At 67.6% G+C, this 22,474-nt stretch carries 20 protein-coding genes and 1 pseudogene; 15 read left to right on the top strand and 6 right to left on the bottom strand.

The genetic code is table 11. The features are described 5' to 3' along the window. Positions 1-2,293 (bottom strand): annotated as a pseudogene (locus AC1DYN_RS25615) (hypothetical protein); the annotation flags it as partial. Between AC1DYN_RS25615 and AC1DYN_RS25620 the strand changes: the two are divergent. Both AC1DYN_RS25620 and sbcB read left to right on the top strand, forming a co-directional pair. Then, positions 2,283-2,528, top strand: a complete 246-nt coding sequence (locus AC1DYN_RS25620) for a hypothetical protein (RefSeq protein WP_477964354.1) — start codon at positions 2,283-2,285, stop codon at positions 2,526-2,528. The pseudogene AC1DYN_RS25615 and the gene AC1DYN_RS25620 overlap by 11 nt on opposite strands. Beyond that, complete coding sequence (sbcB, locus tag AC1DYN_RS25625; RefSeq protein WP_477964356.1) at positions 2,525-3,973, top strand: exodeoxyribonuclease I; 1,449 nt, start codon at positions 2,525-2,527, stop codon at positions 3,971-3,973. Before AC1DYN_RS25620 ends, sbcB begins: the two co-directional genes overlap by 4 nt. 661 nt (positions 3,974-4,634) lie before the next feature. Here the strand turns inward: sbcB and acnB are convergent. The 5 genes from acnB to AC1DYN_RS25650 all read right to left on the bottom strand — a co-directional run bounded on the left by acnB (position 4,635) and on the right by AC1DYN_RS25650 (position 10,823). Continuing rightward, complete coding sequence (gene acnB / locus AC1DYN_RS25630; protein ID WP_477964358.1) at positions 4,635-7,214, bottom strand: bifunctional aconitate hydratase 2/2-methylisocitrate dehydratase; 2,580 nt, start codon at positions 7,212-7,214, stop codon at positions 4,635-4,637. A 156-nt stretch (positions 7,215-7,370) separates the two neighbouring features. Next, positions 7,371-7,847 carry a hypothetical protein gene (locus AC1DYN_RS25635; RefSeq protein ID WP_477964360.1) on the bottom strand — a complete coding sequence of 159 codons (477 nt, stop codon included), beginning with the start codon at positions 7,845-7,847 and terminating at the stop codon, positions 7,371-7,373. 132 nt (positions 7,848-7,979) lie between these two features. Continuing rightward, a complete protein-coding gene (locus AC1DYN_RS25640; RefSeq protein WP_477964362.1) occupies positions 7,980-8,987 on the bottom strand; it encodes an HpcH/HpaI aldolase/citrate lyase family protein in 1,008 nt (335 codons plus the stop codon). Next, positions 8,987-9,763: a trans-aconitate 2-methyltransferase gene (tam, locus tag AC1DYN_RS25645; RefSeq protein ID WP_477964364.1), complete on the bottom strand. Its 777-nt coding sequence runs from the start codon at positions 9,761-9,763 to the stop codon at positions 8,987-8,989. The genes AC1DYN_RS25640 and tam overlap by 1 nt, the downstream gene beginning before the upstream one ends. Positions 9,764-9,836: 73 nt before the next feature. Next, positions 9,837-10,823 carry a malate dehydrogenase gene (locus AC1DYN_RS25650; RefSeq protein ID WP_477964365.1) on the bottom strand — a complete coding sequence of 329 codons (987 nt, stop codon included), beginning with the start codon at positions 10,821-10,823 and terminating at the stop codon, positions 9,837-9,839. A gap of 196 nt (positions 10,824-11,019) precedes the next feature. Here AC1DYN_RS25650 and AC1DYN_RS25655 point away from each other — a divergent pair, with 196 nt between their 5' ends. The 13 genes from AC1DYN_RS25655 to AC1DYN_RS25715 all read left to right on the top strand — a co-directional run. After that, entirely contained in the window at positions 11,020-11,796 is a 777-nt protein-coding gene (locus AC1DYN_RS25655; protein ID WP_477964367.1) for a GntR family transcriptional regulator, read from the top strand. Positions 11,797-11,877: 81 nt separating this feature from the next. Beyond that, positions 11,878-12,294 carry a succinate dehydrogenase, cytochrome b556 subunit gene (sdhC, locus tag AC1DYN_RS25660; protein ID WP_477964369.1) on the top strand — a complete coding sequence of 139 codons (417 nt, stop codon included), beginning with the start codon at positions 11,878-11,880 and terminating at the stop codon, positions 12,292-12,294. An 11-nt stretch (positions 12,295-12,305) separates the two neighbouring features. Then, positions 12,306-12,668, top strand: a complete 363-nt coding sequence (gene sdhD, locus AC1DYN_RS25665; RefSeq protein WP_477964371.1) for a succinate dehydrogenase, hydrophobic membrane anchor protein — start codon at positions 12,306-12,308, stop codon at positions 12,666-12,668. A gap of 73 nt (positions 12,669-12,741) precedes the next feature. Continuing rightward, entirely contained in the window at positions 12,742-14,469 is a 1,728-nt protein-coding gene (gene sdhA, locus AC1DYN_RS25670) for a succinate dehydrogenase flavoprotein subunit (RefSeq protein ID WP_477964391.1), read from the top strand. A 115-nt stretch (positions 14,470-14,584) separates the two neighbouring features. Further along, a complete protein-coding gene (locus AC1DYN_RS25675; protein ID WP_477964373.1) occupies positions 14,585-15,289 on the top strand; it encodes a succinate dehydrogenase iron-sulfur subunit in 705 nt (234 codons plus the stop codon). A 10-nt stretch (positions 15,290-15,299) separates the two neighbouring features. Next, positions 15,300-15,569 carry an FAD assembly factor SdhE gene (locus tag AC1DYN_RS25680; RefSeq protein WP_477964375.1) on the top strand — a complete coding sequence of 90 codons (270 nt, stop codon included), beginning with the start codon at positions 15,300-15,302 and terminating at the stop codon, positions 15,567-15,569. A 40-nt stretch (positions 15,570-15,609) separates the two neighbouring features. Beyond that, positions 15,610-16,923 (top strand): citrate synthase, encoded by a 1,314-nt coding sequence (gltA, locus tag AC1DYN_RS25685; protein WP_477964377.1) that lies wholly within the window; start codon positions 15,610-15,612, stop codon positions 16,921-16,923. 119 nt (positions 16,924-17,042) lie between these two features. Continuing rightward, entirely contained in the window at positions 17,043-18,452 is a 1,410-nt protein-coding gene (leuC, locus tag AC1DYN_RS25690; protein WP_477964379.1) for a 3-isopropylmalate dehydratase large subunit, read from the top strand. A gap of 11 nt (positions 18,453-18,463) precedes the next feature. Continuing rightward, positions 18,464-19,108 (top strand): 3-isopropylmalate dehydratase small subunit, encoded by a 645-nt coding sequence (gene leuD, locus AC1DYN_RS25695; protein WP_477964381.1) that lies wholly within the window; start codon positions 18,464-18,466, stop codon positions 19,106-19,108. Between the two features lie 12 nt (positions 19,109-19,120). After that, positions 19,121-19,417: a hypothetical protein gene (locus AC1DYN_RS25700; protein ID WP_477964383.1), complete on the top strand. Its 297-nt coding sequence runs from the start codon at positions 19,121-19,123 to the stop codon at positions 19,415-19,417. Positions 19,418-19,420: 3 nt separating this feature from the next. Continuing rightward, positions 19,421-20,500 (top strand): 3-isopropylmalate dehydrogenase, encoded by a 1,080-nt coding sequence (leuB, locus tag AC1DYN_RS25705; RefSeq protein WP_477964385.1) that lies wholly within the window; start codon positions 19,421-19,423, stop codon positions 20,498-20,500. Between the two features lie 61 nt (positions 20,501-20,561). Next, positions 20,562-21,701 carry an aspartate-semialdehyde dehydrogenase gene (asd, locus tag AC1DYN_RS25710; protein ID WP_477964387.1) on the top strand — a complete coding sequence of 380 codons (1,140 nt, stop codon included), beginning with the start codon at positions 20,562-20,564 and terminating at the stop codon, positions 21,699-21,701. Positions 21,702-22,001: 300 nt separating this feature from the next. Further along, positions 22,002-22,474 (top strand): type IV pilus assembly protein FimV (locus AC1DYN_RS25715; protein ID WP_477964389.1); only part of this gene is annotated, 473 nt, incomplete at its 3' end.

The following is a 22,474-nucleotide window of genomic DNA, read 5'->3' on the forward strand; positions in this document are numbered from 1 at the left end:
GCTGGGCGGTCGTCAGGCCGGCGACCTGGGTGGTCGTCAGCTGGCCCATCTGGTCGGAGGTCAGCGCGTCGATCTGCGCGGTGGTCCAGCCCTTCAGCGCGGCGGTGCTCAGCGCACGCAGGTCGGCCGACTCGAGCGTCGGGATCTGGTCGGTCGTCAGCGCGGCGGCCTGCGTGGTCGACAGCGCGGCGAACTGCGTGGTCGTCAGCGCGTTCAGGTCGTCGGAGGCCAGCGAGGCGAGCTGGGTCGTCGTCAGTGCGGCGACCTGGCCGGTCGTCAGCGCGGCGAACTGGTCGCTGGTCAACGAGCCGAGCTGGTCCGAGTTCAGCTGGCGCAGCGCCGCGGTGCTGATGGCACGCAGGTCGCTCGACTCGAGGTTGGGCAGTTGGTCGCTGGTCAGCGCGGCGACCTGGGCGGTCGTCAGCGCGGCGTACTGGGCGGTGCTCAGCGCACGCAGGTCATCGGATTGCAGGCCGGCGATCTGGCTGGGCGTCAGCGCGGCCACCTGGGCGGTGGACAGCGCGGCGAACTGGTTGGTCGTCAGCGCGTTCAGGTCGTCGCTGCTCAGGTTGGACAGCTGGGCGGTCGTCAGTGAGGCGACCTGGGCGGTCGTCAGCTGGCCCATCTGGTCCGAGGTCAGCGCGTCGACCTGCGCGGTGCTCCAGCCCTTCAGCGCGCCGGTGCTCAGCGCACGCAGGTCGGCCGACTCGAGCGTCGGGATCTGGTCGGACGTCAGCGCGGCGGCCTGCGCGGTCGACAGCGTCGCGAACTGTTGGGTGTTGAGGGCGTTCAGGTCGTCCGAGGCCAGCGAGGCGATCTGGCCGGTCGTCAGCGCAGCCACCTGCGCGGTCGTCAGCGACGCGATCTGGTCGGAGGTGAGGGCGGCGAACTGGTCGCTGTTCAGGCCGCGGATGCCGGCGGTGCTGATGGCCCGCAGGTCGGCGGATTCCAGGTTCGGCATCTGGTCGCTGGTCAGCGCGCCGACTTGCGCGGTGGTCAGCGCGGCGTACTGGGCGGTGCCGAGGGCGCGCAGGTCATCGGTCTGCATGCCGGCGATCTGCGACACCGTCAGCGAAGCGACCTGGGCGGTGGACAGCGCGGCGAACTGCGCGCTGTTCATCGCGTTCAGGTCGTCGCTGGCCAGGTTGGACAGCTGGGCGGTCGTCAGGCCGGCCACCTGGGCGGTGGTCAGCGCGCCGACCTGGTCGGAGGTCAGCGCATCGATCTGCGCCGTGCTCCAGCCCTTCAGTGCGGCGGTGCTCAGCGCGCGCAGGTCGTCGGTCTGCAGCGTCGGGATCTGGTCGGTGGTCAGCGAGGCGGCCTGGGCGGTCGACAGCGCGGCGAAGTGCGTGGTCGTCAGTGCGTTCAGGTCGTCCGAGCCCAGCGTGGACAGCTGGGTCGTCGTCAGCGCGGCGACCTGGCCGGTCGTCAGCGCGGCGAACTGGTCGCTGGTCAGCGAGGCCAGCTGGTCGGAATTGAGCTGGCGCAGCGCGGCGGTGCTCAGGGCACGCAGGTCGCTCGACTCGAGGTTGGGCAGCTGGTCGGAGGTCAGTGCGGCGACCTGGGCGGTCGTCATCGCGGCGTACTGGGCGGTGCTCAGCGCACGCAGGTCATCCGACTGCAGCGCGGCGACCTGGCTGGGCGTCAGCGCCGCGACCTGCGCGGTGGACAGCGCGGCGAACTGCGCGGTGTTCATCGCGTTCAGGTCGTCGGACACCAGGTTGGACAGCTGGGCGGTCGTCATCGCTGCCACCTGCGAGGTGGTCAGCTGGCCCATCTGGTCGGAGGTCAGCGCATCGACCTGGGCGGTGCTCAGGTTGCGGATCGCGGCGGTGCTGAGCGAGCGCAGGTCGGATGATTCCAGCGTCGGGATCTGGCTGGCGGTCAGCGCGGCGGCTTGTGCGGTGGTCAGCGCGGCGAACTGGTTGGTCGTCAGCGCGTTCAGGTCGTCGGTGCCGAGCTGCGAGATCTGCGTGGTGGTCAGCGCGGCGACCTGGGCCGTGGTGAGCGCGGCGAACTGGTCGGAGTTGAAGGCGCCGAGCTGGTCGGAATTGAGGGCGCGCAGCGCGGTCGAGCTGAGGGCGCGCAGGTCTTGCGTTTCCATCACCGCGAGTTCGGCGGTGCCGATGGCGGAGATGTTGGTGGACGGGATGGCAGCAACTTGAGCCGTCGTCAGCGCCTGGAACTGTGCGGTATTGAACGCGGCCCAGTCTTCCGTCGTGAATCCCGCGATGGACTTCGTCGACAAGCCGGCGATCTGTGCGGTCGTCAGGAACTGAATGATGCTGGCCATGAAGGGCGTCCTTTGTGTGGAATTCGTTCGCGGGGTCGGCCGGGTGTGCGTACACCTGCTCCAGACCGGACCCAGTCAAACGGGAATATCGGATGCCTGCATCGAACCCTTAAGGTGCAAATGCGGCACCGAACAGGCGCTGTTCGAGCAATTCGACCTGTTTGGGTGCGTGGAAACGAAACCATGCATGTCGAAAAACTTCATCCGACGGGTGCTGGTAGATTGCGCGGCATGACCGATCTCACGTTTCTCTGGCACGACTACGAAACCTTCGGGCGCGTGCCGCGGCATGACCGGCCGGCGCAGTTCGCCGCCATCCGCACCGATGCCGAGCTCAACGAACTGCCGGGCGGCGAGCTGATGGTGTATTGCCAGCCGGCCCCCGACTACCTGCCCGACCCCGAGTCCTGCCTGCTGACCGGCATCCTTCCGCAGGCCTGCCTCGAGCGCGGCATCCCCGAGCATGCGTTCGCCGACGCGATCGAGCGGCAACTCGCGCAGCCCGGCACCATCGGCGTCGGCTACAACTCGATCCGCTTCGACGACGAGGTGACGCGCCACCTGTTCTGGCGCAACCTGATCGATCCGTACGCGCGCGAATGGCAGAACCAGTGCGGGCGCTGGGATTTGCTCGACGTCGTGCGGCTCACCTGGGCACTGCGGCCCGAAGGCATCGCCTGGCCGACGCATGACGATGGCCGGCCTTCGTTCAAGCTGGAACACCTGACGGCGGCGAACGGGCTGGCGCACGAGGCCGCGCACGATGCGCTGTCGGACGTGCGGGCGACGATCGCGCTGGCGCGCCTGATCAAGTCACGCCAGCCGCGGCTGTGGGATTTCTGCCTGCGGCTGCGCAAGAAGGACGAGGTGATCCAGGAGATGGGCGTCGGGCGGCCGTTCCTGCACATCTCGGGCATGTACGGCGTCGAACGCGGCTGCATGGCGCTGGTGTGGCCGCTCGCGCCGCACCCGACCAACAAGAACGAAGTGATCGTCTGGGACCTGGCCAGCGACCCGGCCGAGCTGTTCACGCTCGACGTCGAGACGATCCGCCAGCGCATGTTCAGCAAGGCCGAGGCCCTGCCCGAGGGCGTGACGCGGCTGCCGATCAAGACCATCCACATCAACAAGTCGCCGATGGTGATCGGCAACCTGAAGACGCTGAGCGATGCGGTGGCGGCCAAGTGGGGCGTCGACGTGCCGCGCGCGCTGGCGTTCGCCGAGGTGGCGGCGAAGCAGGGGCATCTGCTGGCCGGCATGTGGCCGGCGGTGTTCGAGCGGCCGGCGGCCGATACCCCGCCGGACGTCGACGAGGACTTGTACGGCGGCTTCGTCGGCAACGAGGACCGCAAGGCCTTGCAGCGGCTGCGCGGGCTGTCGCCACAGCAGCTGGCCGACAAGCGGCCGGCGTTCGCGGATCCGCGGCTGGCCGAGATCCTGTTCCGCTACCGGGCGCGCAACTTCCCGCAGACGCTCAGCGAGGCCGAGCAGGCGCAGTGGCTGGAGCACCGGGTGCACAAGCTGCACGACGGGGCAGGGGGGGCGCTGACGCTGCAGGCCTTCTTCGACCGGATCGATGCGCTGCAGGAGTCTGAACTGCTGGCCGAGGACGAACGGGCGCAGGACATCCTGGGGGCGCTGGTGGATTACGCGACGGAGATTGCGCCTGAGCGGGACTGATTCTGGCGTGTCTTGCTGCGTCGCGGCGGGTGAGGGGATGGGCTGGGGGCTCATGCCGGGGCGGTCGGCGCCCCWGGGGGCGCCGACTCCGCTGCGAAGATCGGCTTTGGGGATGCATCGGCAAACTCCCGCCGCTCGCTTCGCTCGCTGTGGTCAAACAGTGCCGATGAGTCAGTCCACGAAGCGCGCTGGCGCGCGCCATCCCCAAAGCCGATCTTCTCCGTCGCCCCAGAAATCGCCCCCAGCCCATCCCCTCACCCGCCGCGAGGCACCAGTCGCTCTTGTTGGGGGGAAGAGACTGGTCAGGGGATTGAGCAGGCGAGCGCACGCATGCCTTGTCTGTCTGTTGTTCGCTTGTCACGGCCGAAGGAGCACGGCGGTGCACAAAGGCGCGCGCGGGGAGGCTGTGGCGCGCCAATCAGGACGGGGCGCCGGAGCTGGCTGGTTTCATGGCGCGCGTGCGCCAGCACGCTTCGTGGTCTGACTGTCGCCGACTGTTTGACCACAGCGAGCGAAGCGAGCGGCGGGAGTTTCGGCGACGGGCCATGAAACCAGCCAGCGGAGGGAAGTCATCGCCCGCCAGGGCGAGGACCGCTCTGGCCGGCGCGCCACAGCCTCCCCGCGCGCGCCTTTGCCGCGCAGACGGAGGCCGGGCCGTCCATCAAGCTTCGGTGTATTCCTTGATGCGATCGAAATTGAGGTACTGGTAGACCTTGTCGCTTGCCGCCGTCAGCACGCCCATGTCGGCCATGTACTCCGCCTTCGTCGGAATCCGCCCGAGCTTCGAGCAGATCGACGCCAGCTCCGCCGACCCGAGGTAGACATTGCTGTTCTTGCCCAGCCGGTTCGGGAAGTTGCGCGTGCTGGTCGAGAACACCGTCGCGCCTTCCTTCACCTGCGCCTGGTTGCCCATGCACAGGCTGCAGCCCGGCATCTCCATGCGCGCACCGGCCGTGCCCAGCACGCCGTAGTGGCCTTCCTCGGTCAGCTGGTGCGCATCCATCTTGGTCGGCGGCGCCACCCACAGCTTCACCGGGATGTCGCGCTTGCCTTCCAGCAGCTTGCTGGCCGCACGGAAGTGGCCGATGTTCGTCATGCACGAACCGATGAACACCTCGTCGATCTTCGCGCCCGACACCTCGGCCAGCGTCTTCACGTCGTCCGGGTCGTTCGGGCAGGCGACGATCGGCTCGTGCACGTCGGCCAGGTCGATCTCGATCACCGCCGCATAGTCGGCATCCGCATCGCCCTTCAGCAGCTGCGGGTTGGCCAGCCACGCTTCCTGCGCGGCAATGCGGCGCTCCAGCGTGCGTGCATCGGCATACCCCTGCGCGATCATCCACTTCATCAGCGTGATGTTGCTGTTGATGTACTCGATGATCGGTTCCTTGTTCAGGTGCACCGTGCAGCCGGCGGCCGAGCGCTCGGCCGACGCATCGCTCAGCTCGAAGGCCTGTTCCACCTTCAGGTCGGGCAGGCCCTCGATCTCGAGGATGCGGCCCGAGAAGATGTTCTTCTTGCCCTTCTTCTCGACCGTCAGCAGCCCCTGCTTGATCGCGTACAGCGGGATCGCGTTGACCAGGTCGCGCAACGTGACGCCCGGCTGCATCGTGCCCTTGAAGCGCACCAGCACGCTCTCGGGCATGTCCAGCGGCATCACGCCGGTGGCCGCGGCAAACGCCACCAGGCCCGAACCGGCCGGGAAGCTGATGCCGATCGGGAAGCGGGTGTGGCTGTCGCCGCCGGTGCCGACGGTGTCGGGCAGCAGGAAGCGGTTCAGCCAGCTGTGGATCACGCCGTCGCCCGGGCGCAGCGAGATGCCGCCGCGGGTGCTGATGAACTCCGGCAGCTCGTGGTGCATCTTCACGTCCACCGGCTTCGGGTAGGCCGCGGTGTGGCAGAAGCTCTGCATCACCAGGTCGGCGCTGAAGCCCAGGCAGGCCAGGTCCTTCAACTCGTCGCGCGTCATCGGGCCGGTGGTGTCCTGCGAACCCACGCTGGTCATGCGCGGTTCGCAGTAGGTGCCCGGGCGCACGCCCTGCTGCTGGCCGTTGACCACCGGCAGCCCGCAGGCCTTGCCGACCATCTTCTGCGCCAGCGAGTAACCCTTCTTCGTGTCCACCGGGCTTTGCGGCAAGCGGAACAGCGTCGACGGCGCCAGGCCCAGCGCCTCGCGCGCCTTCGCCGTCAGGCCGCGGCCGACGATCAGCGGGATGCGGCCGCCGGCGCGCACCTCGTCGAACAGCACCTCGCTCTTGACCTTGAACTCGGCGATCACCTGGCCGTCCTTGAGGGCCTTGCCTTCGTACGGGCGCAGCTCGACCACGTCACCCATCGCCATCTGGCTGACGTCGAGCTCGATCGGCAGCGCGCCGGCGTCTTCCATCGTGTTGTAGAAGATCGGCGCGATCTTGTTGCCCAGGCACACGCCGCCGAAGCGCTTGTTCGGCACGTAGGGAATGTCTTCGCCGGTGAACCACAGCACCGAGTTGGTGGCCGACTTGCGGCTCGAGCCGGTGCCGACCACGTCGCCGACGTAGGCCACCAGGTGGCCCTTGGCACGCAGGTCTTCGATGAACTTGATCGGGCCGCGCTTGCCGTCCTCTTCGGGCGTGATGCCGGGACGGGTGTTCTTCAGCATCGCCAGCGCGTGCAGCGGGATGTCGGGGCGGCTCCAGGCGTCCGGCGCCGGCGACAGGTCGTCGGTGTTGGTCTCGCCGGTCACCTTGAAGATGCTGACGGTGATCGACGCCGGCACCTCGGGGCGCGACGTGAACCACTCGGCATCGGCCCAGCTCTGCAGCACCGCGCGCGCATGGTCGTTGCCCTTGTCGGCCTTGGCCTTGACGTCGTGGAACTGGTCGAACATCAGCAAGGTGCCCTTCAGGCCCTTGGCCGCCACGGCGCCGACCGCAGCGTCGTCCAGCAGGTCGATCAGCGGRCTGATGTTGTAGCCGCCGAGCATCGTGCCCAGCAGCTCGGTCGCGAGTTCGCGCGAGATCAGCGTGTTGGCTTCGGTGCCGTGGGCCACGGCGGCCAGGTACGAGGCCTTGACCTTGGCGGCATCGTCCACGCCCGCGGGCACGCGGTGCGTCAGCAGGTGGACCAGGTGGGCGCCTTCGCCGGCCGGCGGCGCCTTCAGCAGCTCGATCAGTTCGGCGGTTTGCGCGGCCGACAGCGGCAGCGGTGGGATGCCGAGGGCAGCGCGTTCGGCGACGTGTTGGCGATAGGCTTGAAGCATGGGATCTCCGGTGCGGTCAGGTCAGGAAAGGGAATGCCCTGCAGGACCGCATCGAGCGATCTGCCAGGCGCCGGCCACCGGTCGCGGGAGCGAACCGAGGCGCAAGAAACGAAACGGGGGCCGGGGCGCTGGCGTCGATCTCCGGAGAGAGACGGGTTACTTGCCCGCGGCCTCGGCGGCAGCGCGCTGCTTCTCGTGCACGCAGCCGTCCACCAGGCGCTTGCCGGCCTTGGTGTCCATCAGCATGGACTTGTTGGCGATCTGCAGCAGCAGCGTGACGCCCTTGACGTCTTCCAGGCGCAGCGCGCCGGTCGACGAGAGCACCGGCTTCATCGTGAACACCTTCTTCTGGTAGTTCACGTCGACGTAGCCGGGGAATTTCGGGTTCATCGCGACGTCGATCGTCTGGTCGAACTCGCACTGGTACGGGCCGAACAGCGTGCGCTCGGCGGCATCCAGCTGGGTCTGGTCGGCCTGCGGCAGCGTCGGCTCGGCCTTCTTGGCGGGGGCCTTGGCCGCCGGCTTGGCGGCGGCGGGCTTGGCGGCCGGCTTGGCCGGCGTCGCGGGATCGGCGGCCATCGCTGCGGCGGAAGCCAGGCCGAAGGCGAGGGCAAGAATCAGGTTGCGGGACATCGTGTCGCTCCAACGGGTTGTGAGAAGGAGCGAKTGTGGAGGTGGGCAATGACCCACTTCGTGTGTCACCGGCCCGGATTGAAACAATTTGATGGCTTGTTGCGCAGTTGCCGCGCGCCGCCGTGGAAAACGTCACGGCGCCTCCCCGAAGAAGGCGCGGCGGATCTCGATCGGCAGCGGCTGGCCGGTGCGCCGGGCGCGGTCGAGCACGTGCCAGAAGTAGCGGTAGCTGGCCCGGTCGTGCAGCGTGTCGCGGTGGCTGGTCGGGGCCCAGTGCGCCGCCTGGGCCGCCAGCAGGATCTCGGCGGCCTGGTCGGTTTCGGCCGCGGTGGGCGCGAAGGCATCGACGATGGTGCGGATCTGGTCCGGGTGGATGCTCCACATGCGCAGGTAGCCCAGGCTGCGCGCCGCCTGGGTGGCCGCCGCCTGCAGCAGGTCGAGCTTGCGGAATTCGGTGACGACGCAGTGCGACGGCACCTTGCCGTGGCCATGGCAGGCGGCCGAGATTTCCAGCTTGGCGCGCAGCACCAGCGGGTGCTCGAACTGGCCGGCCGCGCTCATCGCGTTCTGGCCGATCGCCCCGCGGTGGGCCGACACGAAGTCCATCAGGCCGAAGGACAGCGACTCGATGCGCGGGTGCGCGGCGATCGCGTCGACCTCGCGCAGCGCGCCGTGGGTCTCGACCAGCGCATGCACCGGGATCTGCCGCGTGAGCCCATGGTTCACGCAGGCCGCGTCGATGGCCGAGATGGCCGCCTGCAGCTGCGCCAGGCCGTCGACCTTGGGCACCATCAGGTAGGCCAGGCGCTCGCCGGCGTCGCGCACCAGCGTATCGACGTCGCCGTCGAAGGCCGGCTGGTCCGGCGCGTGCAGCCGGGCGCCGACGCGGCCGTGCCGGTTGGCCGGCGACATCACCAGCGACGCGACCAGCAGCGCATGCTCGGCCTCGCCACCGACCGGCGCACCGTCCTCGCAATCGARCGTGACGTCGAACACCGGGCCCAGCTCGTTCTGCAGCGCGAGGCTCTTGTGCATGCGCGCCTCGACGCCGGCGTAGTGGTCGCAGACGGGAATCGAGCGCAGCGCATCGTCGGCGCCGAACAGGATGTCGCGCGGATGCAGGCTCGGCGTGCGGGTCATCACGCGGCCTTCTTCGCGACGATGAACAGGCGCGGGAAGGCCAGCAGCCGCCGGCCGTCGGCGTGCACCGGGTAGGCCGCATCGATGCGGCGCGTGTAGGCGTCGAGGAAGGAGGCGCGCAGTTCGGGCGACAGCGGGTCGATGAACGGCTTCAGCCCGGTGGCGCGGACCCATTCGACGATGTCGGCCGCGCCGCCCATCGGGTGCTGGTAGATAGTGCGCCAGACCTGCACCCGCGCGGCCAGCGGCGCGAGCAGGTCGTAGTAGCCGCCGACCTGCAGCATCGGCGTGCGCTTGCGGTCGTGGTCGCCGATCGGTTCGGCCCAGGGCGCGAGCGCGGCGGTTTCGCGCATCAGCCGGTGCGTCGGCTCGTCGCGGTTGTCGGGCATCTGGATCGCCAGCGTGCCGCCCGGCGCGAGCTGCGCGAACAGGTGCGGCAGCAGGGTTTCATGGCGGGGCACCCATTGCAGCGAGGCATTGGCGTAGACCAGGGCGGCCGGCGCAGGCGACTGCCATTCCGAGATGTCGCTTTGCTCGAAGCGGCAGCCGGGCAGGCGCTCGCGCGCGCTGGCGAGCATGGCCTCGGAGGTGTCGGTGCCGACCACCTCGGTGCCGGGGAAGCGGTTCACGAGCAGTTCGGTCGAGTTGCCCGGCCCGCATCCCAGGTCGACCACCGGCCCGGCCGGGATGGCATCCACCTGCGCCAGCAGGTCGCGCGCCGGACGGGTGCGCTCGTCCTCGAATTGCCTGTACAGCTCGGGATTCCAGTCGCTCATCGCTCGCTCCTCGATGCCGAGCCGAAAAAAAGGCCGGATGCAGTCCGGCCTTCCATCGGGCCCGCAGCCGTGCTTACAGAAGGTGCTTGACGCCCTCTTGCTCTTCCTGCAGTTCCTTCAGCGTCAGGTTGATGCGCTCCTGCGAGAACGCATCGATCGCCAGGCCTTCGACCAGCTTGTACTCGCCGCCGGCGGTGGTGACCGGGAAGCCGAACATCGTGTCCTTCGGGATGCCGTACTGGCCATCGGAGGCGATGCCCATCGTGACCCACTTGCCGTTGCTGCCCAGCGCCCAGTCGCGCATGTGGTCGATCGCGGCGTTGGCGGCCGACGCGGCCGAGCTGAGGCCGCGCGCCTCGATGATGGCGGCGCCGCGCTTGCCGACGGTGGGCAGGAACACGTCCTTGTTCCACACGTCGTCGTTGATCAGTTCCTTGACCGACTTGCCGTCGATGGTAGCGAAGCGGTAGTCGGCGTACATCGTCGGCGAGTGGTTGCCCCACACGGCCAGCTTCTCGATGCTCGCGACCGGCTTGCCGGTCTTGGCGGCGATCTGCGATGCGGCGCGGTTGTGGTCCAGGCGCAGCATCGCGGTGAAGTTCTTGCGCGGCAGGTCGGGCGCGCTCTTCATCGCGATGTAGGCGTTGGTGTTGGCCGGGTTGCCGACCACCAGCACCTTGACGTTGCGCGACGCGACGGCGTTGAGCGCCTTGCCTTGGGCGGTGAAGATCTGGGCGTTGGCTGCCAGCAGGTCCTTGCGCTCCATGCCGGGGCCGCGGGGGCGGGCGCCGACCAGCAGTGCGTAGTCGGTGTCCTTGAAGGCGGTGTTGGCGTCGCCGTGGGCCTCCATGCCGGCCAGCAGCGGGAAGGCGCAGTCGTCGAGCTCCATCATCACGCCCTTCAGCGCCTTTTGGGCCTTCTCGTCGGGGATCTCGAGCAGTTGCAGGATCACCGGCTGGTCCTTGCCGAGCATCTCGCCCGAGGCGATTCGGAACAGCAGGGCATAGCCGATCTGGCCGGCGGCGCCGGTGACGGCAACGCGAACGGGTTTCTTGCTCATGAGAGGTCTCCGCAGGTGTCAGGGGTCGGAAAACAGCGCTGCAAGAAGACGACTGGTGCAGCCTGCTGTGCGAGCCCGAAGTGTAGGGGAGTCTAGGTGCCAACCCTCGGCTTTGTCAACCATCTTATGTCTTATATAAGACATCTTGCATCGGTCGTGGACGCGAAGCCCCGAGCTGTGCTGCAATCGCGGTCTCATGGCCACGTCGTCGTCGTCCCTGTCGTCCCCTGCCGATGCATCGCCCGCCGATGCCGCGGGGCCGGCGTTCAGCCCGCTGTACCAGCAGATCAAGGCGCTGATCACGCGCAGCCTGCAAAGCGGCGAGTGGAAGCCGGGCGAGGCGATCCCGAGCGAGATGGAGCTGGCCGCCCGCTACAAGGTCAGCCAGGGCACGGTGCGCAAGGCGATCGATGCGATGGCCGACGAGAACCTGCTGGTGCGCCGCCAGGGCAAGGGCACCTTCGTCGCGACCCACGCCGAGCAGAAGATCGCCTACCGCTTCCTGCGGCTGATGCCCGACGACGGCGAGATCGGCGGCGCGACCCGGCATTTCATCGACTGCCGCCGCCTGCGCCCACCGGCCGAGGTGGCCCGCTCGCTCGAGCTGAAGGCCGGCGACACCGCGGTGCAGGTGCGCCGGCTGCTGCACTTTCGCCAGGTGCCGGTGGTGCTGGACGACATCTGGCTGCCGGCGGCGCTGTTCAAGGGGCTGACCGCCGAGCGGCTGTCGGACTACCGCGGCCCGATGTACGGCCTGTTCGAGACCGAGTTCGGCGTGCGCATGATCCGCGCCGAAGAACAGTTGCGTGCCGTGTCGGCCGATGTCGCCGCCGCCGAGCTGCTGCGCGTGCCGGTGGGCTCGCCGCTGCTGAGCGTCGAGCGCCTGTCGCGGACTTACGGCGACAAGCCGGTGGAATTGCGGCGCGGACTGTACAACACGGAATCGCACTACTACCGCAACGAACTCAGCTAATCATCAAAGCGCGGCGCAAGTGCTGCGTTGCAATAAAATCTTCCGGTTTCGTCTCGCACACAACTCGCACACAAGGTTGGTATGACAGAGCTTTCCAAGCAAAGGCCAGGAACGATGCGTCTGATCGACGCCACCCAGTACCGGCTGCCCCCCGCAGGATGGGTTTCCATCCTGCACCGCGTCAGTGGCCTCGTGATGTTCGTGCTGCTGCCGTTCATCATCTGGATGTTCGATACCAGCCTCACCTCCGAAGTCTCCTACTCGCAATTCACCGGGGTGTTCCTCGGCGGAGCAGGTTTCGTGCCGGCCTGGTTCATCAAGCTGACCTGCCTGGCCCTGATCTGGGCCTACCTGCACCACTTCATCGCCGGCCTGCGCCACCTGTGGATGGATGCCACGCATTCGGTCAGCAAGGAATTCGGCCGCGTCTCGGCCCTGGTCACGCTGGCGCTGAGCCTGCTGCTGACGCTGGTGCTCGGCTACAAGCTGTTCTTCTGAAGCGCAACCCCATGACAACCAACTACGGATCCAAGCGCCTCGTCGTCGGGGCGCACTACGGCCTGCGCGACTGGCTGGCCCAGCGCGTCACCGCGCTGCTGATGGCGCTGTTCACCCTCGCGCTGATCGTGCAGGTGCTGGTCGGCGGCCCGATGGGCTACGACAAGTGGGCCGGCATCTTCTCGCGCCAGTGGATGAAGGTGCTGACCTTCGTCGTGATCGTCTCGCTGGCCTACCACGTGTGGGTGGGCGTGCGCGACGTGCTGATGGACTACGTGAAGCCGGTCGGCGTCAAGCTGGCGCTGCAGGTGTTCACGCTGGTGTGGCTGGTCGGCTGTGCCGGCTGGGCGGTTCAAGTGCTCTGGAGACTGTGACGTGAGCTTCTCTTCTTCCTCGATCTCCAAGCGCAAGTTCGACGTCGTGATCGTCGGCGCCGGCGGCTCGGGCATGCGTGCCTCGCTGCAGCTGGCGCGGGCCGGCCTGAACGTGGCCGTGCTGTCCAAGGTGTTCCCGACCCGTTCGCACACGGTGGCCGCGCAGGGCGGCATCGGCGCGTCGCTCGGCAACATGTCCGAAGACAACTGGCACTACCACTTCTTCGACACCGTCAAGGGCTCCGACTGGCTCGGCGACCAGGACGCGATCGAGTTCATGTGCCGCGAGGCGCCCAAGGTGGTGTACGAGCTCGAACACTTCGGCATGCCGTTCGACCGCAACCCCGACGGCACCATCTACCAGCGCCCGTTCGGCGGCCACACCGCCAACTACGGCGAGAAGCCGGTGCAGCGCGCCTGTGCCGCGGCCGACCGCACCGGCCACGCGATGCTGCACACGCTGTACCAGCAGAACGTCAAGGCGCACACCCACTTCTTCGTCGAGTGGATGGCGCTCGACCTGATCCGCGACGCCGATGGCGACGTGGTCGGCGTCACCGCGCTGGAGATGGAAACCGGCGAGCTGCACATCCTCGAGGCCAAGACCGTGCTGCTGGCCACCGGCGGGGCAGGGCGCATCTTCGCCGCGTCCACCAACGCGTTCATCAACACCGGCGACGGCCTGGGCATGGCGGCGCGCGCCGGCATCCCGCTGGAAGACATGGAGTTCTGGCAGTTCCACCCGACCGGCGTGGCCGGCGCCGGCGTGCTGCTGACCGAAGGCTGCCGCGGCGAGGGCGCGATCCTGCGCAACAGCGACGGCGAGCGCTTCATGGAGCGCTACGCACCGACGCTGAAGGACCTGGCGCCGCGCGACTTCGTCTCGCGCTGCATGGACCAGGAGATCAAGGAAGGGCGCGGCTGCGGTCCGAACAAGGATTACGTGGTGCTCGACATGACCCACCTGGGCGCCGAGACCATCATGAAGCGCCTGCCCAGCGTGCTCGAGATCGGCCACAACTTCGCCAACGTCGACATCACGAAGGAGCCGATCCCGGTGGTGCCGACCATCCATTACCAGATGGGCGGCATCCCCACCAACATCCACGGCCAGGTGGTGGTGCCGAAGGACGGCGACCCGAACGCGGTGGTGAACGGCCTGTACGCGGTGGGCGAATGCTCCTGCGTCAGCGTGCACGGCGCGAACCGCCTGGGCACCAACTCGCTGCTCGACCTGCTGGTGTTCGGCCGTGCGGCCGGCAACCACATCATCGACAGCGCGCTGAAGAGCAAGGCCCACAAGGACCTGCCGGCCGACGCCGCCGAGCGCACGCTGGCGCGCCTGAACAAGTACGAGGACAGCAGCGGCGGCGAGTACGCCCAGGACGTCGCCAACGACCTGCGCACCTCGATGCAGAAGCATGCCGGCGTGTTCCGCACGCAGGCGTCGATGGACGAGGGCGTCGAGCAGGTCAAGGCGATCGCCGAGCGCGTGAAGAACATCCACCTGGCCGACAAGTCCAAGGTGTTCAACACCGCCCGCATCGAGGCGCTGGAGGTCGAGAACCTGATCGAGGCCGCGATGGCCACGATGATCTCGGCGGCCGCCCGCCACGAGAGCCGCGGCGCCCACACCGTCAACGACTACGCCGATTCGGCCGAATTCCCGAACGGCCGCAACGACAAGGTCTGGATGAAGCACACGCTGTGGTACAGCGAGGGCAACCGCCTGGACTACAAGCCCGTCAAGTTGACCCCGCTGACGGCGGAATCGATCCCGCCCAAGGTGCGCTCGTTCTGAGGATGACCATGACAATGACTGCAAACCAGTGGCGGGCCGAGCGCCGGGCCGCTCCCAAGCCGGCCCGCATCCCCTCGGGGGATCGGCCGATGTACTCATCGGACGAGGGGCTCCAATGACCAAGCGTGTATTCCAGATCTACCGCTACGACCCGGACACCGATGCCAAGCCGCGCATGCAGACGATCGAGGTCGAGCTCGACGGCAGCGAGCGCATGCTGCTCGATGCGCTGATGAAGCTGAAGGCGGTCGATCCGTCGATCAGCTTCCGCCGCTCGTGCCGYGAAGGCGTGTGCGGTTCGGACGCGATGAACATCAACGGCAAGAACGGCCTCGCGTGCCTGACCAACATGCGCACGCTGCCGGACGTCGTCGTGCTCAAGCCGCTGCCGGGCCTGCCGGTGGTGCGCGACCTGATCGTCGACATGACGCAGTTCTTCACGCAGTACAACTCGATCAAGCCCTACCTCGTCAACGACACGCCGCCGCCCGAGAAGGAGCGCCTGCAGTCGCCCGAAGAGCGCGAGGAGCTGAACGGCCTGTACGAGTGCATCCTGTGCGCGAGCTGCTCGACCAGCTGCCCGAGCTTCTGGTGGAACCCGGACAAGTTCGTCGGCCCGGCCGGCCTGCTGCAGGCCTACCGCTTCATCGCCGACAGCCGCGACGAAGACACCTCGGCCCGCCTCGACAACCTCGAGGACCCGTACCGCCTGTTCCGCTGCCACACCATCATGAACTGCGTCGACGTCTGCCCGAAGGGCCTGAACCCGACGAAGGCGATCGGCAAGATCAAGGAACTGATGGTGCGCCGCGCCGTCTGACCCCCACGCCATGACCGAAACCCTGCTCGACGAACGTGCCCTGAGCAAGCTGCGCTGGCGTTGCCGCCGCGGCCTGCTCGAGAACGACCTGTTCGTCGAGCGGTTCTTCGCGCGCCATCAAGCGGCGCTGACGACGCGCCAGGCGGAGGGCCTGGGCGCATTGATGGACCTGTCTGACAACGATCTGCTCGACCTGTTGCTCGCCCGCAAGGAGCCCGATGGCGACCTGCAGCGGGCTGAGGTGCTGGAAGTGCTGCAGCTGATGCGCGCCCGGCACTGAATGCGCGTGTATTGAGTCTCTTACCTCTGAAGGAATGCCCATGACCCCGTCCGACGTGAAAGCCACCCTGTCGTTCTCCGATGGCAGCCCTGCGATGGACCTGCCGGTCTACAAGGGCACGATCGGCCCGGACGTCATCGACATCCGCAAGCTGTACGCCCAGACGGGCAAGTTCACCTACGACCCCGGTTTCCTGTCGACCGCGGCCTGCCAGTCGACCATCACCTACATCGACGGCGACAAGGGCGAGCTGCTGTACCGCGGCTACCCGATCGAGCAGCTGGCCACGCACTGCGACTACCTGGAAACCTGCTACCTGCTGCTGAACGGCGAACTGCCGAACGAATCGCAGAAGGCCGACTTCGTGAAGATGGTGACCAACCACACGATGGTCAACGAGCAGATGCAGTTCTTCCTGCGCGGCTTCCGCCGCGATGCGCACCCGATGGCCGTGCTGACGGGCCTGGTGGGCGGCATGTCGGCCTTCTATCACGACAGCACCGACATCAACAACCCGAAGCACCGCGAGATCTCGGCGATCCGCCTGATCGCGAAGATGCCGACGCTGGTGGCGATGGCCTACAAGTACGGCATCGGCCAGCCCTACATCTACCCGAAGAACGACCTGTCGTACTCGGCCAACTTCATGCGCATGATGTTCGCGACGCCGTGCGAGGAGTACGAGCCGAACGAGGTGATCGTGCGCGCGATCGACCGCATCTTCATCCTGCACGCCGACCACGAGCAGAACGCGTCGACCTCGACGGTGCGCCTGTGCGGCTCGTCGGGCACCAACCCGTTCGCCGCCATCGCGGCCGGCGTGGCCTGCCTGTGGGGCCCGGCGCACGGCGGCGCCAACGAGGCGGCGCTGAACATGCTGGAAGACGTGCAGAAGATGGGTGGCGTCGAGAAGATCGGCGAGTTCATCAAGCAGGTCAAGGACAAGAACTCCGGCATCAAGCTGATGGGCTTCGGCCACCGCGTGTACAAGAACTACGACCCGCGCGCCAAGCTGATGCGCGAGACCTGCCACGAGGTGCTGAACGCGCTCGGCCTGCACAACGACCCGCTGTTCAAGCTCGCGATGGAGCTCGAGAAGATCGCGCTGGAAGACGAGTACTTCGTCGCCCGCAAGCTGTACCCGAACGTCGACTTCTACTCGGGCATCGTGCAGCGCGCGATCGGCATCCCGGTCAGCCTGTTCACGGCCGTGTTCGCGCTCGYGCGCACCGTCGGCTGGATCGCCCAGCTGAACGAGATGATCGGTGACCCGGAGTACAAGATCGGCCGCCCGCGCCAGCTATTCCACGGTGCCACGCAGCGCAACGTCAAACCGATTGCGCAGCGAACCTGAGCCCCGCCGGCAAGCAGCCTGAACTCCACCCTGCGAAAACCCCGGCCTGGCGCCGGGGTTTTTCATTGTTCAGCGCCTAAAATCCGCAATTCGCCAGAGTTTTCCACCGGAAGCCCATCATGGCCCGTACGCTGTACGACAAGATCTGGGACGAACACGTCGTCCACACCGAGGAAGACGGCACCGCCGTCCTCTACATCGATCGCCACCTGGTGCACGAAGTGACCAGCCCGCAGGCGTTCGAAGGGCTGGACCTGGCGCACCGCAAGGTGTGGCGCCTGTCGGCCAACCTGGCGGTCAGCGACCACAACGTGCCCACCACCGACCGCTCGCACGGCATCGCCGACCCGATCTCGAAGCTGCAGGTCGACACGCTGGACGCCAACTGCGACCGCGTCGGCATCACGCAGTTCAAGATGAACGACAAGCGCCAGGGCATCGTCCACGTGATCGGCCCGGAGCAGGGCGCCACGCTGCCCGGCATGACGGTGGTCTGCGGCGATTCGCACACCTCCACGCACGGTGCCTTCGGCGCGCTGGCGCACGGCATCGGCACCAGCGAGGTCGAGCACGTGCTGGCCACGCAGACGCTGCTGGCGCGCAAGGCGAAGAACATGCTCGTCAAGGTGGACGGCGTGCTGCCGCGCGGCTGCAGCGCCAAGGACATCGTGCTGGCCATCATCGGCCGCATCGGCACCGCCGGCGGCACCGGCTACACCATCGAGTTCGCCGGCAGCGCCATCCGTGCCCTCAGCATGGAAGGCCRCATGACGGTGTGCAACATGGCGATCGAGGCCGGTGCGCGTGCCGGCCTGATCGGCGTCGACGACACCACGGTCGCCTACGTGAAGGGCCGCCCGTTCACGCCGGCCGGCATCGAGTGGGACCATGCCGTCGCCTACTGGCGCACGCTGCACACCGACCCGGGCGCGCACTTCGACGCGGTGGTCGAGCTCGACGCGGCGACGATCCGCCCGCAGGTCACCTGGGGCACCTCGCCCGAGATGGTGCTGTCGATCGAGGACCGCGTGCCCGATCCAGACCGCGAGAAGGACAGCGGCAAGCGCAGCGCGATGGAGCGTGCGCTGCAGTACATGGCGCTCGAGCCGAACAAGCCGATCGTCGACATCCTGATCGACAAGGTCTTCATCGGCTCGTGCACCAACTCGCGCATCGAAGACCTGCGCGAAGCCGCCGCCGTCGTGCGACGCATCGGCGGCAAGCTGGCGTCGAACGTCAAGCTGGCGCTGGTGGTGCCGGGCTCCGGCCTCGTCAAGGAGCAGGCCGAGCGCGAAGGCCTCGACCAGGTGTTCCGCGGCGCCGGCTTCGAATGGCGCGAGCCGGGCTGCTCGATGTGCCTGGCGATGAACGCCGACCGGCTGGAGCCGGGCGAGCGCTGCGCGTCCACCTCGAACCGCAACTTCGAGGGCCGCCAGGGCGCCGGCGGGCGCACTCACTTGGTCAGCCCGGCGATGGCGGCCGCGGCGGCGATGCAGGGCCATTTCGTCGACGTCCGCCGGCTCTCTTGAGGAGACTCCCGATGCAAGCCTTCCGCATCCACACCGGCCTCGTGGCCCCGCTCGACCGCGAGAACGTCGACACCGACGCGATCATCCCGAAGCAGTTCCTGAAGTCGATCAAGAAGTCGGGTTTCGGCCCCAACCTGTTCGACGAATGGCGCTACCTCGACCATGGCGAACCGGGCCAGGACCCGGCCACGCGCAAGCCGAACCCGGACTTCGTGCTGAACCAGCCGCGCTACCAGGGCGCCTCGGTGCTGGTGACGCGCAAGAACTTCGGCTGCGGCTCGTCGCGCGAGCACGCGCCGTGGGCGCTCGACCAGTACGGCTTTCGCGCCATCATCGCGCCCAGCTACGCCGACATCTTCTTCAACAACTGCTTCAAGAACGGCCTGCTGCCCATCGTGCTGCCCGAGCACGAGGTGAGCCGCCTGTTCGACGAGGTGAATGCCTTCGTCGGCTACAAGCTGACGATCGACCTGGAACGCCAGGTCGTCGAACGGCCGGGCGGCGAGGCGATCCCTTTCGACGTCCAGCCCTTCCGCAAGTACTGCCTGCTCAACGGCTTCGACGACATCGGCCTGACGCTGCGCCATGCCGACAAGATCCGCGCCTTCGAGGCCGAACGCCTGCTGAAGAAACCCTGGCTCGCCCAGCGCGTGTGAGGGATGGCCGCCATGCCGTACAGCCGCCTCTACAGCCTGCTGGCGCGGCATTGGTGGCTGGCCTTCCTGCTGCTGGGGTTCAGCTTCGTCGGCTTCGGGCTGTCGTCGCTGAACCTGCTGCACGTGCTGAGCGCCAACCTCGAGTTCCTGACCACCTACGGCTGGGACGCGGTGCGCGATGGCGGGCTCTGGCAACTGGTGCAGCTGGTGGTCTCGGGGTATGTGGCGGCGGCCTGCTACGTCGCCTGCAAGCTGTGTGAGAAGGTGCTCGTCGAACGGCTCGCCGTCGGCCAACACAAAGGAAACTGACTCGTGAAGATTGCAATCCTGCCGGGTGACGGCATCGGGGTGGAGATCATGGCCGAGGCCGTCAAGGTGCTCGGCTGCCTCGACCTGCGCTTCGAGATGGAAGAGGCCAAGGTCGGCGGCGCCGCCTATGCCGCCCACGGCCACCCGCTGCCCGCGGCCACGCTGGCGCTGGCGAAGTCGGCCGACGCGGTGCTGTTCGGCGCCGTCGGCGACTGGCAGTACGACAAGCTCGAGCGCCACCTGCGCCCCGAGCAGGCCATCCTGGGCCTGCGCAAGAACCTGGAGCTGTTCGCCAACTTCCGCCCGGCGATCTGCTACGAGGAGCTGACGCATGCGTCGACGCTGAAGCCCGAGGTCGTGGCCGGCCTCGACCTGCTGATCATCCGCGAGCTCACCGGCGACATCTATTTCGGCCAGCCGCGCGGCCGCCGCACCTCGCCCGATGGCGCGTTCGCCGGCGCGCCGGAGGCCTTCGACACGATGCGCTACTCGCGCCCCGAGATCGAGCGCATCGCCCACGTCGCGTTCCAGGCCGCGCGCAAGCGCAGCAAGAAGGTGCTGAGCGTCGACAAGGCCAACGTGCTGGAGACCTTCCAGTTCTGGCGCGACGTCGTCACCGAGGTGCATGCGCAGTACCCGGACGTGGCGCTGGAGCACATGTACGTCGACAACGCCGCGATGCAGCTGGTGAAGGCGCCGAAGCGGCTGGACGTGATCGTCACCGGCAACATGTTCGGCGACATCCTGAGCGACGAGGCGGCGATGCTGACCGGCTCGATCGGCATGCTGCCGTCGGCCTCGCTGAACGCGAAGAACCAGGGCCTGTACGAGCCCAGCCACGGCTCGGCCCCCGACATCGCCGGCAAGGGCATCGCGAACCCGCTGGCCACCATCCTGTCGGCCGCGATGATGCTGCGCTTCAGCCTGGACCAGGAAGCGGCGGCGCAGCGCATCGAGGCCGCCGTCAAGGCCGTGCTGGCAAAGGGGCTGCGCACCGCCGATATTCACAGTGAAGGCACCACGAAGGTGGGCACGAAGGAGATGGGCGACGCCGTGGTCGCCCACCTGAAAGCGAACGCCTGATTCCCGGGATTCCCGGCACGCAAACACCTTCAAGCAACGAATTCAACGAACAGGAAACAAGATGGCTACGCAATTGGTCGGCCTGGTGGGCTGGCGCGGCATGGTGGGGTCGGTGCTGATCGACCGCATGGCGCAGGAAAACGACTTCGCACTGATCGAGCCGGTGTTCTTCAGCACCAGCAACGCCGGCGGCAAGGCACCGTCGTCGTACGCGAAGAACGAGACCGCGCTGAAGGATGCGCACGACATCGACGCGCTCAAGCGCTGCGACGTCGTCATCACCTGCCAGGGCGGCGACTACACCAACGAGGTCTACCCGAAACTGCGCAACGCCGGCTGGAACGGCCACTGGATCGACGCGGCGTCGTCGCTGCGCATGAAGGACAACGCGGTCATCGTGCTCGATCCGGTGAACATGCCGGTGATCAGGAAGGCCCTCGCGGCCGGCCAGCGCGACTGGATCGGCGGCAACTGCACCGTCAGCTGCATGCTGATGGGCGTGGGCGCGCTCTACAAGGCCGGCCTGGTCGAGTGGATGAGCACCCAGACCTACCAGGCGGCGTCGGGCGGCGGCGCGCAGCACATGCGCGAGCTGCTGACGCAGTTCGGCACGCTGAACGCCGAGGTGAAGGGCCTGCTCGACGACCCCAAGAGCGCGATCCTCGAGATCGACCGCAAGCTGGTCGCGAAGCAGCGTGCGCTCGGCCAGGCCGAGACGGCCAACTTCGGCGTGCCGCTGGCCGGCAGCCTGATCCCGTGGATCGACAAGGACCTGGGCAACGGCATGAGCAAGGAAGAGTGGAAGGGCCAGGCCGAGACCAACAAGATCCTCGGCCAGGGCGAAGGCTTCGGCACGCCGGCGGTTCCGGTCGACGGCTTCTGCGTGCGCGTCGGCGCGATGCGCTGCCACAGCCAGGCGCTCACCTTCAAGCTCAAGAAAGACGTGCCGATGGCCGACATCGAGGCCTTGATCGCGAACGACAACGCGTGGGTCAAGGTCGTGCCGAACAACCGCGAAGCCACGCTGGCCGACCTGACGCCGGTCGCGGTGACCGGCACGCTGACGATCCCGGTCGGGCGCCTGCGCAAGATGGCGATGGGCCCGGAGTACCTGGGCGCGTTCACCATCGGTGACCAGCTGCTGTGGGGCGCGGCCGAACCGCTGCGCCGCATGCTGCGGATCCTGCTGGATGCTCAATAGGCAGCAGGCCGCTCGGTAAGCAAGTGTGAATGGAGTGTCTCGTTGCGTTGCCCGACCGCAACAGGACACTCCGAAGTACCTCGGAATCCCGTCTGCGGCGGGAATGTCAGCCAATGCATGAGCTTGTCTTCGTATCTAGTTGATGTTATTGTGTTTTCTACTGCGCCTGGGGTGCGTGTGGAATAACACCAATCGACGGGAGCCCTGCACACTGCCCGCCACCTCCAATTGGGAGACGCCTTGAAAAGAAATTCGCTGTTCGCTCGCCGCTTCGCACTGACTGGCGTGGCCGTCGCTGCCATGTGTTTGTCCGCTGCCAACGCCTGGGCCCTGGGCCTCGGCCGCATGCAGGTTCAGTCGGCGCTGGGTGAGACCCTGCGCGCAGAAATCGACGTCACCAGCCTGTCGCCCGAAGAGGCATCCGCCCTGAACGTGCGCATCGCGCCGCCCGAGTCGTACCGCGCCGCCGGCGTCGACTACAACCAGGTGCTGCCCGCCACGCAGGTCTCGCTGCAACGCCGTGCCGATGGCCGGCCCTACCTGCGCGTCACGAGCGATCGTGCGGTGCAGGAGCCTTTCGTCGACGTGATCCTCGAGATCACCTGGTCGAGCGGCCGCCTGGTGCGCGAATACACGATGCTGTTCGACCCGCCGTCGACGCGCAACCTCGCCGCCGCGCCGACGACCTCGCCGGGGCTGTCCTCGGCCACCGAGGCCGCGGCCGCCGCGTCGGCAGCCGCACCGGCCCCGCGCAGCAGCACCCGCCCCGCACC

The sequence above is a fragment of the Rhizobacter sp. P2_D12 genome, assembly GCF_056404395.1.

Excerpts from the sequence above, each read along its gene's own strand:
- AC1DYN_RS25620 (WP_477964354.1), top strand. The coding sequence starts at position 2,283 with ATGCTGGCCATGAAGGGCGTCCTTTGTGTGGAATTCGTTCGCGGGGTC.
- sbcB (WP_477964356.1), top strand. The coding sequence starts at position 2,525 with ATGACCGATCTCACGTTTCTCTGGCACGACTACGAAACCTTCGGGCGC.
- AC1DYN_RS25635 (WP_477964360.1), bottom strand. The coding sequence starts at position 7,847 with ATGTCCCGCAACCTGATTCTTGCCCTCGCCTTCGGCCTGGCTTCCGCC.
- tam (WP_477964364.1), bottom strand. The coding sequence starts at position 9,763 with ATGAGCGACTGGAATCCCGAGCTGTACAGGCAATTCGAGGACGAGCGC.
- AC1DYN_RS25650 (WP_477964365.1), bottom strand. The coding sequence starts at position 10,823 with ATGAGCAAGAAACCCGTTCGCGTTGCCGTCACCGGCGCCGCCGGCCAG.
- AC1DYN_RS25655 (WP_477964367.1), top strand. The coding sequence starts at position 11,020 with ATGGCCACGTCGTCGTCGTCCCTGTCGTCCCCTGCCGATGCATCGCCC.
- sdhC (WP_477964369.1), top strand. The coding sequence starts at position 11,878 with ATGACAGAGCTTTCCAAGCAAAGGCCAGGAACGATGCGTCTGATCGAC.
- sdhD (WP_477964371.1), top strand. The coding sequence starts at position 12,306 with ATGACAACCAACTACGGATCCAAGCGCCTCGTCGTCGGGGCGCACTAC.
- sdhA (WP_477964391.1), top strand. The coding sequence starts at position 12,742 with ATGCGTGCCTCGCTGCAGCTGGCGCGGGCCGGCCTGAACGTGGCCGTG.
- AC1DYN_RS25680 (WP_477964375.1), top strand. The coding sequence starts at position 15,300 with ATGACCGAAACCCTGCTCGACGAACGTGCCCTGAGCAAGCTGCGCTGG.
- leuD (WP_477964381.1), top strand. The coding sequence starts at position 18,464 with ATGCAAGCCTTCCGCATCCACACCGGCCTCGTGGCCCCGCTCGACCGC.
- AC1DYN_RS25700 (WP_477964383.1), top strand. The coding sequence starts at position 19,121 with ATGCCGTACAGCCGCCTCTACAGCCTGCTGGCGCGGCATTGGTGGCTG.
- asd (WP_477964387.1), top strand. The coding sequence starts at position 20,562 with ATGGCTACGCAATTGGTCGGCCTGGTGGGCTGGCGCGGCATGGTGGGG.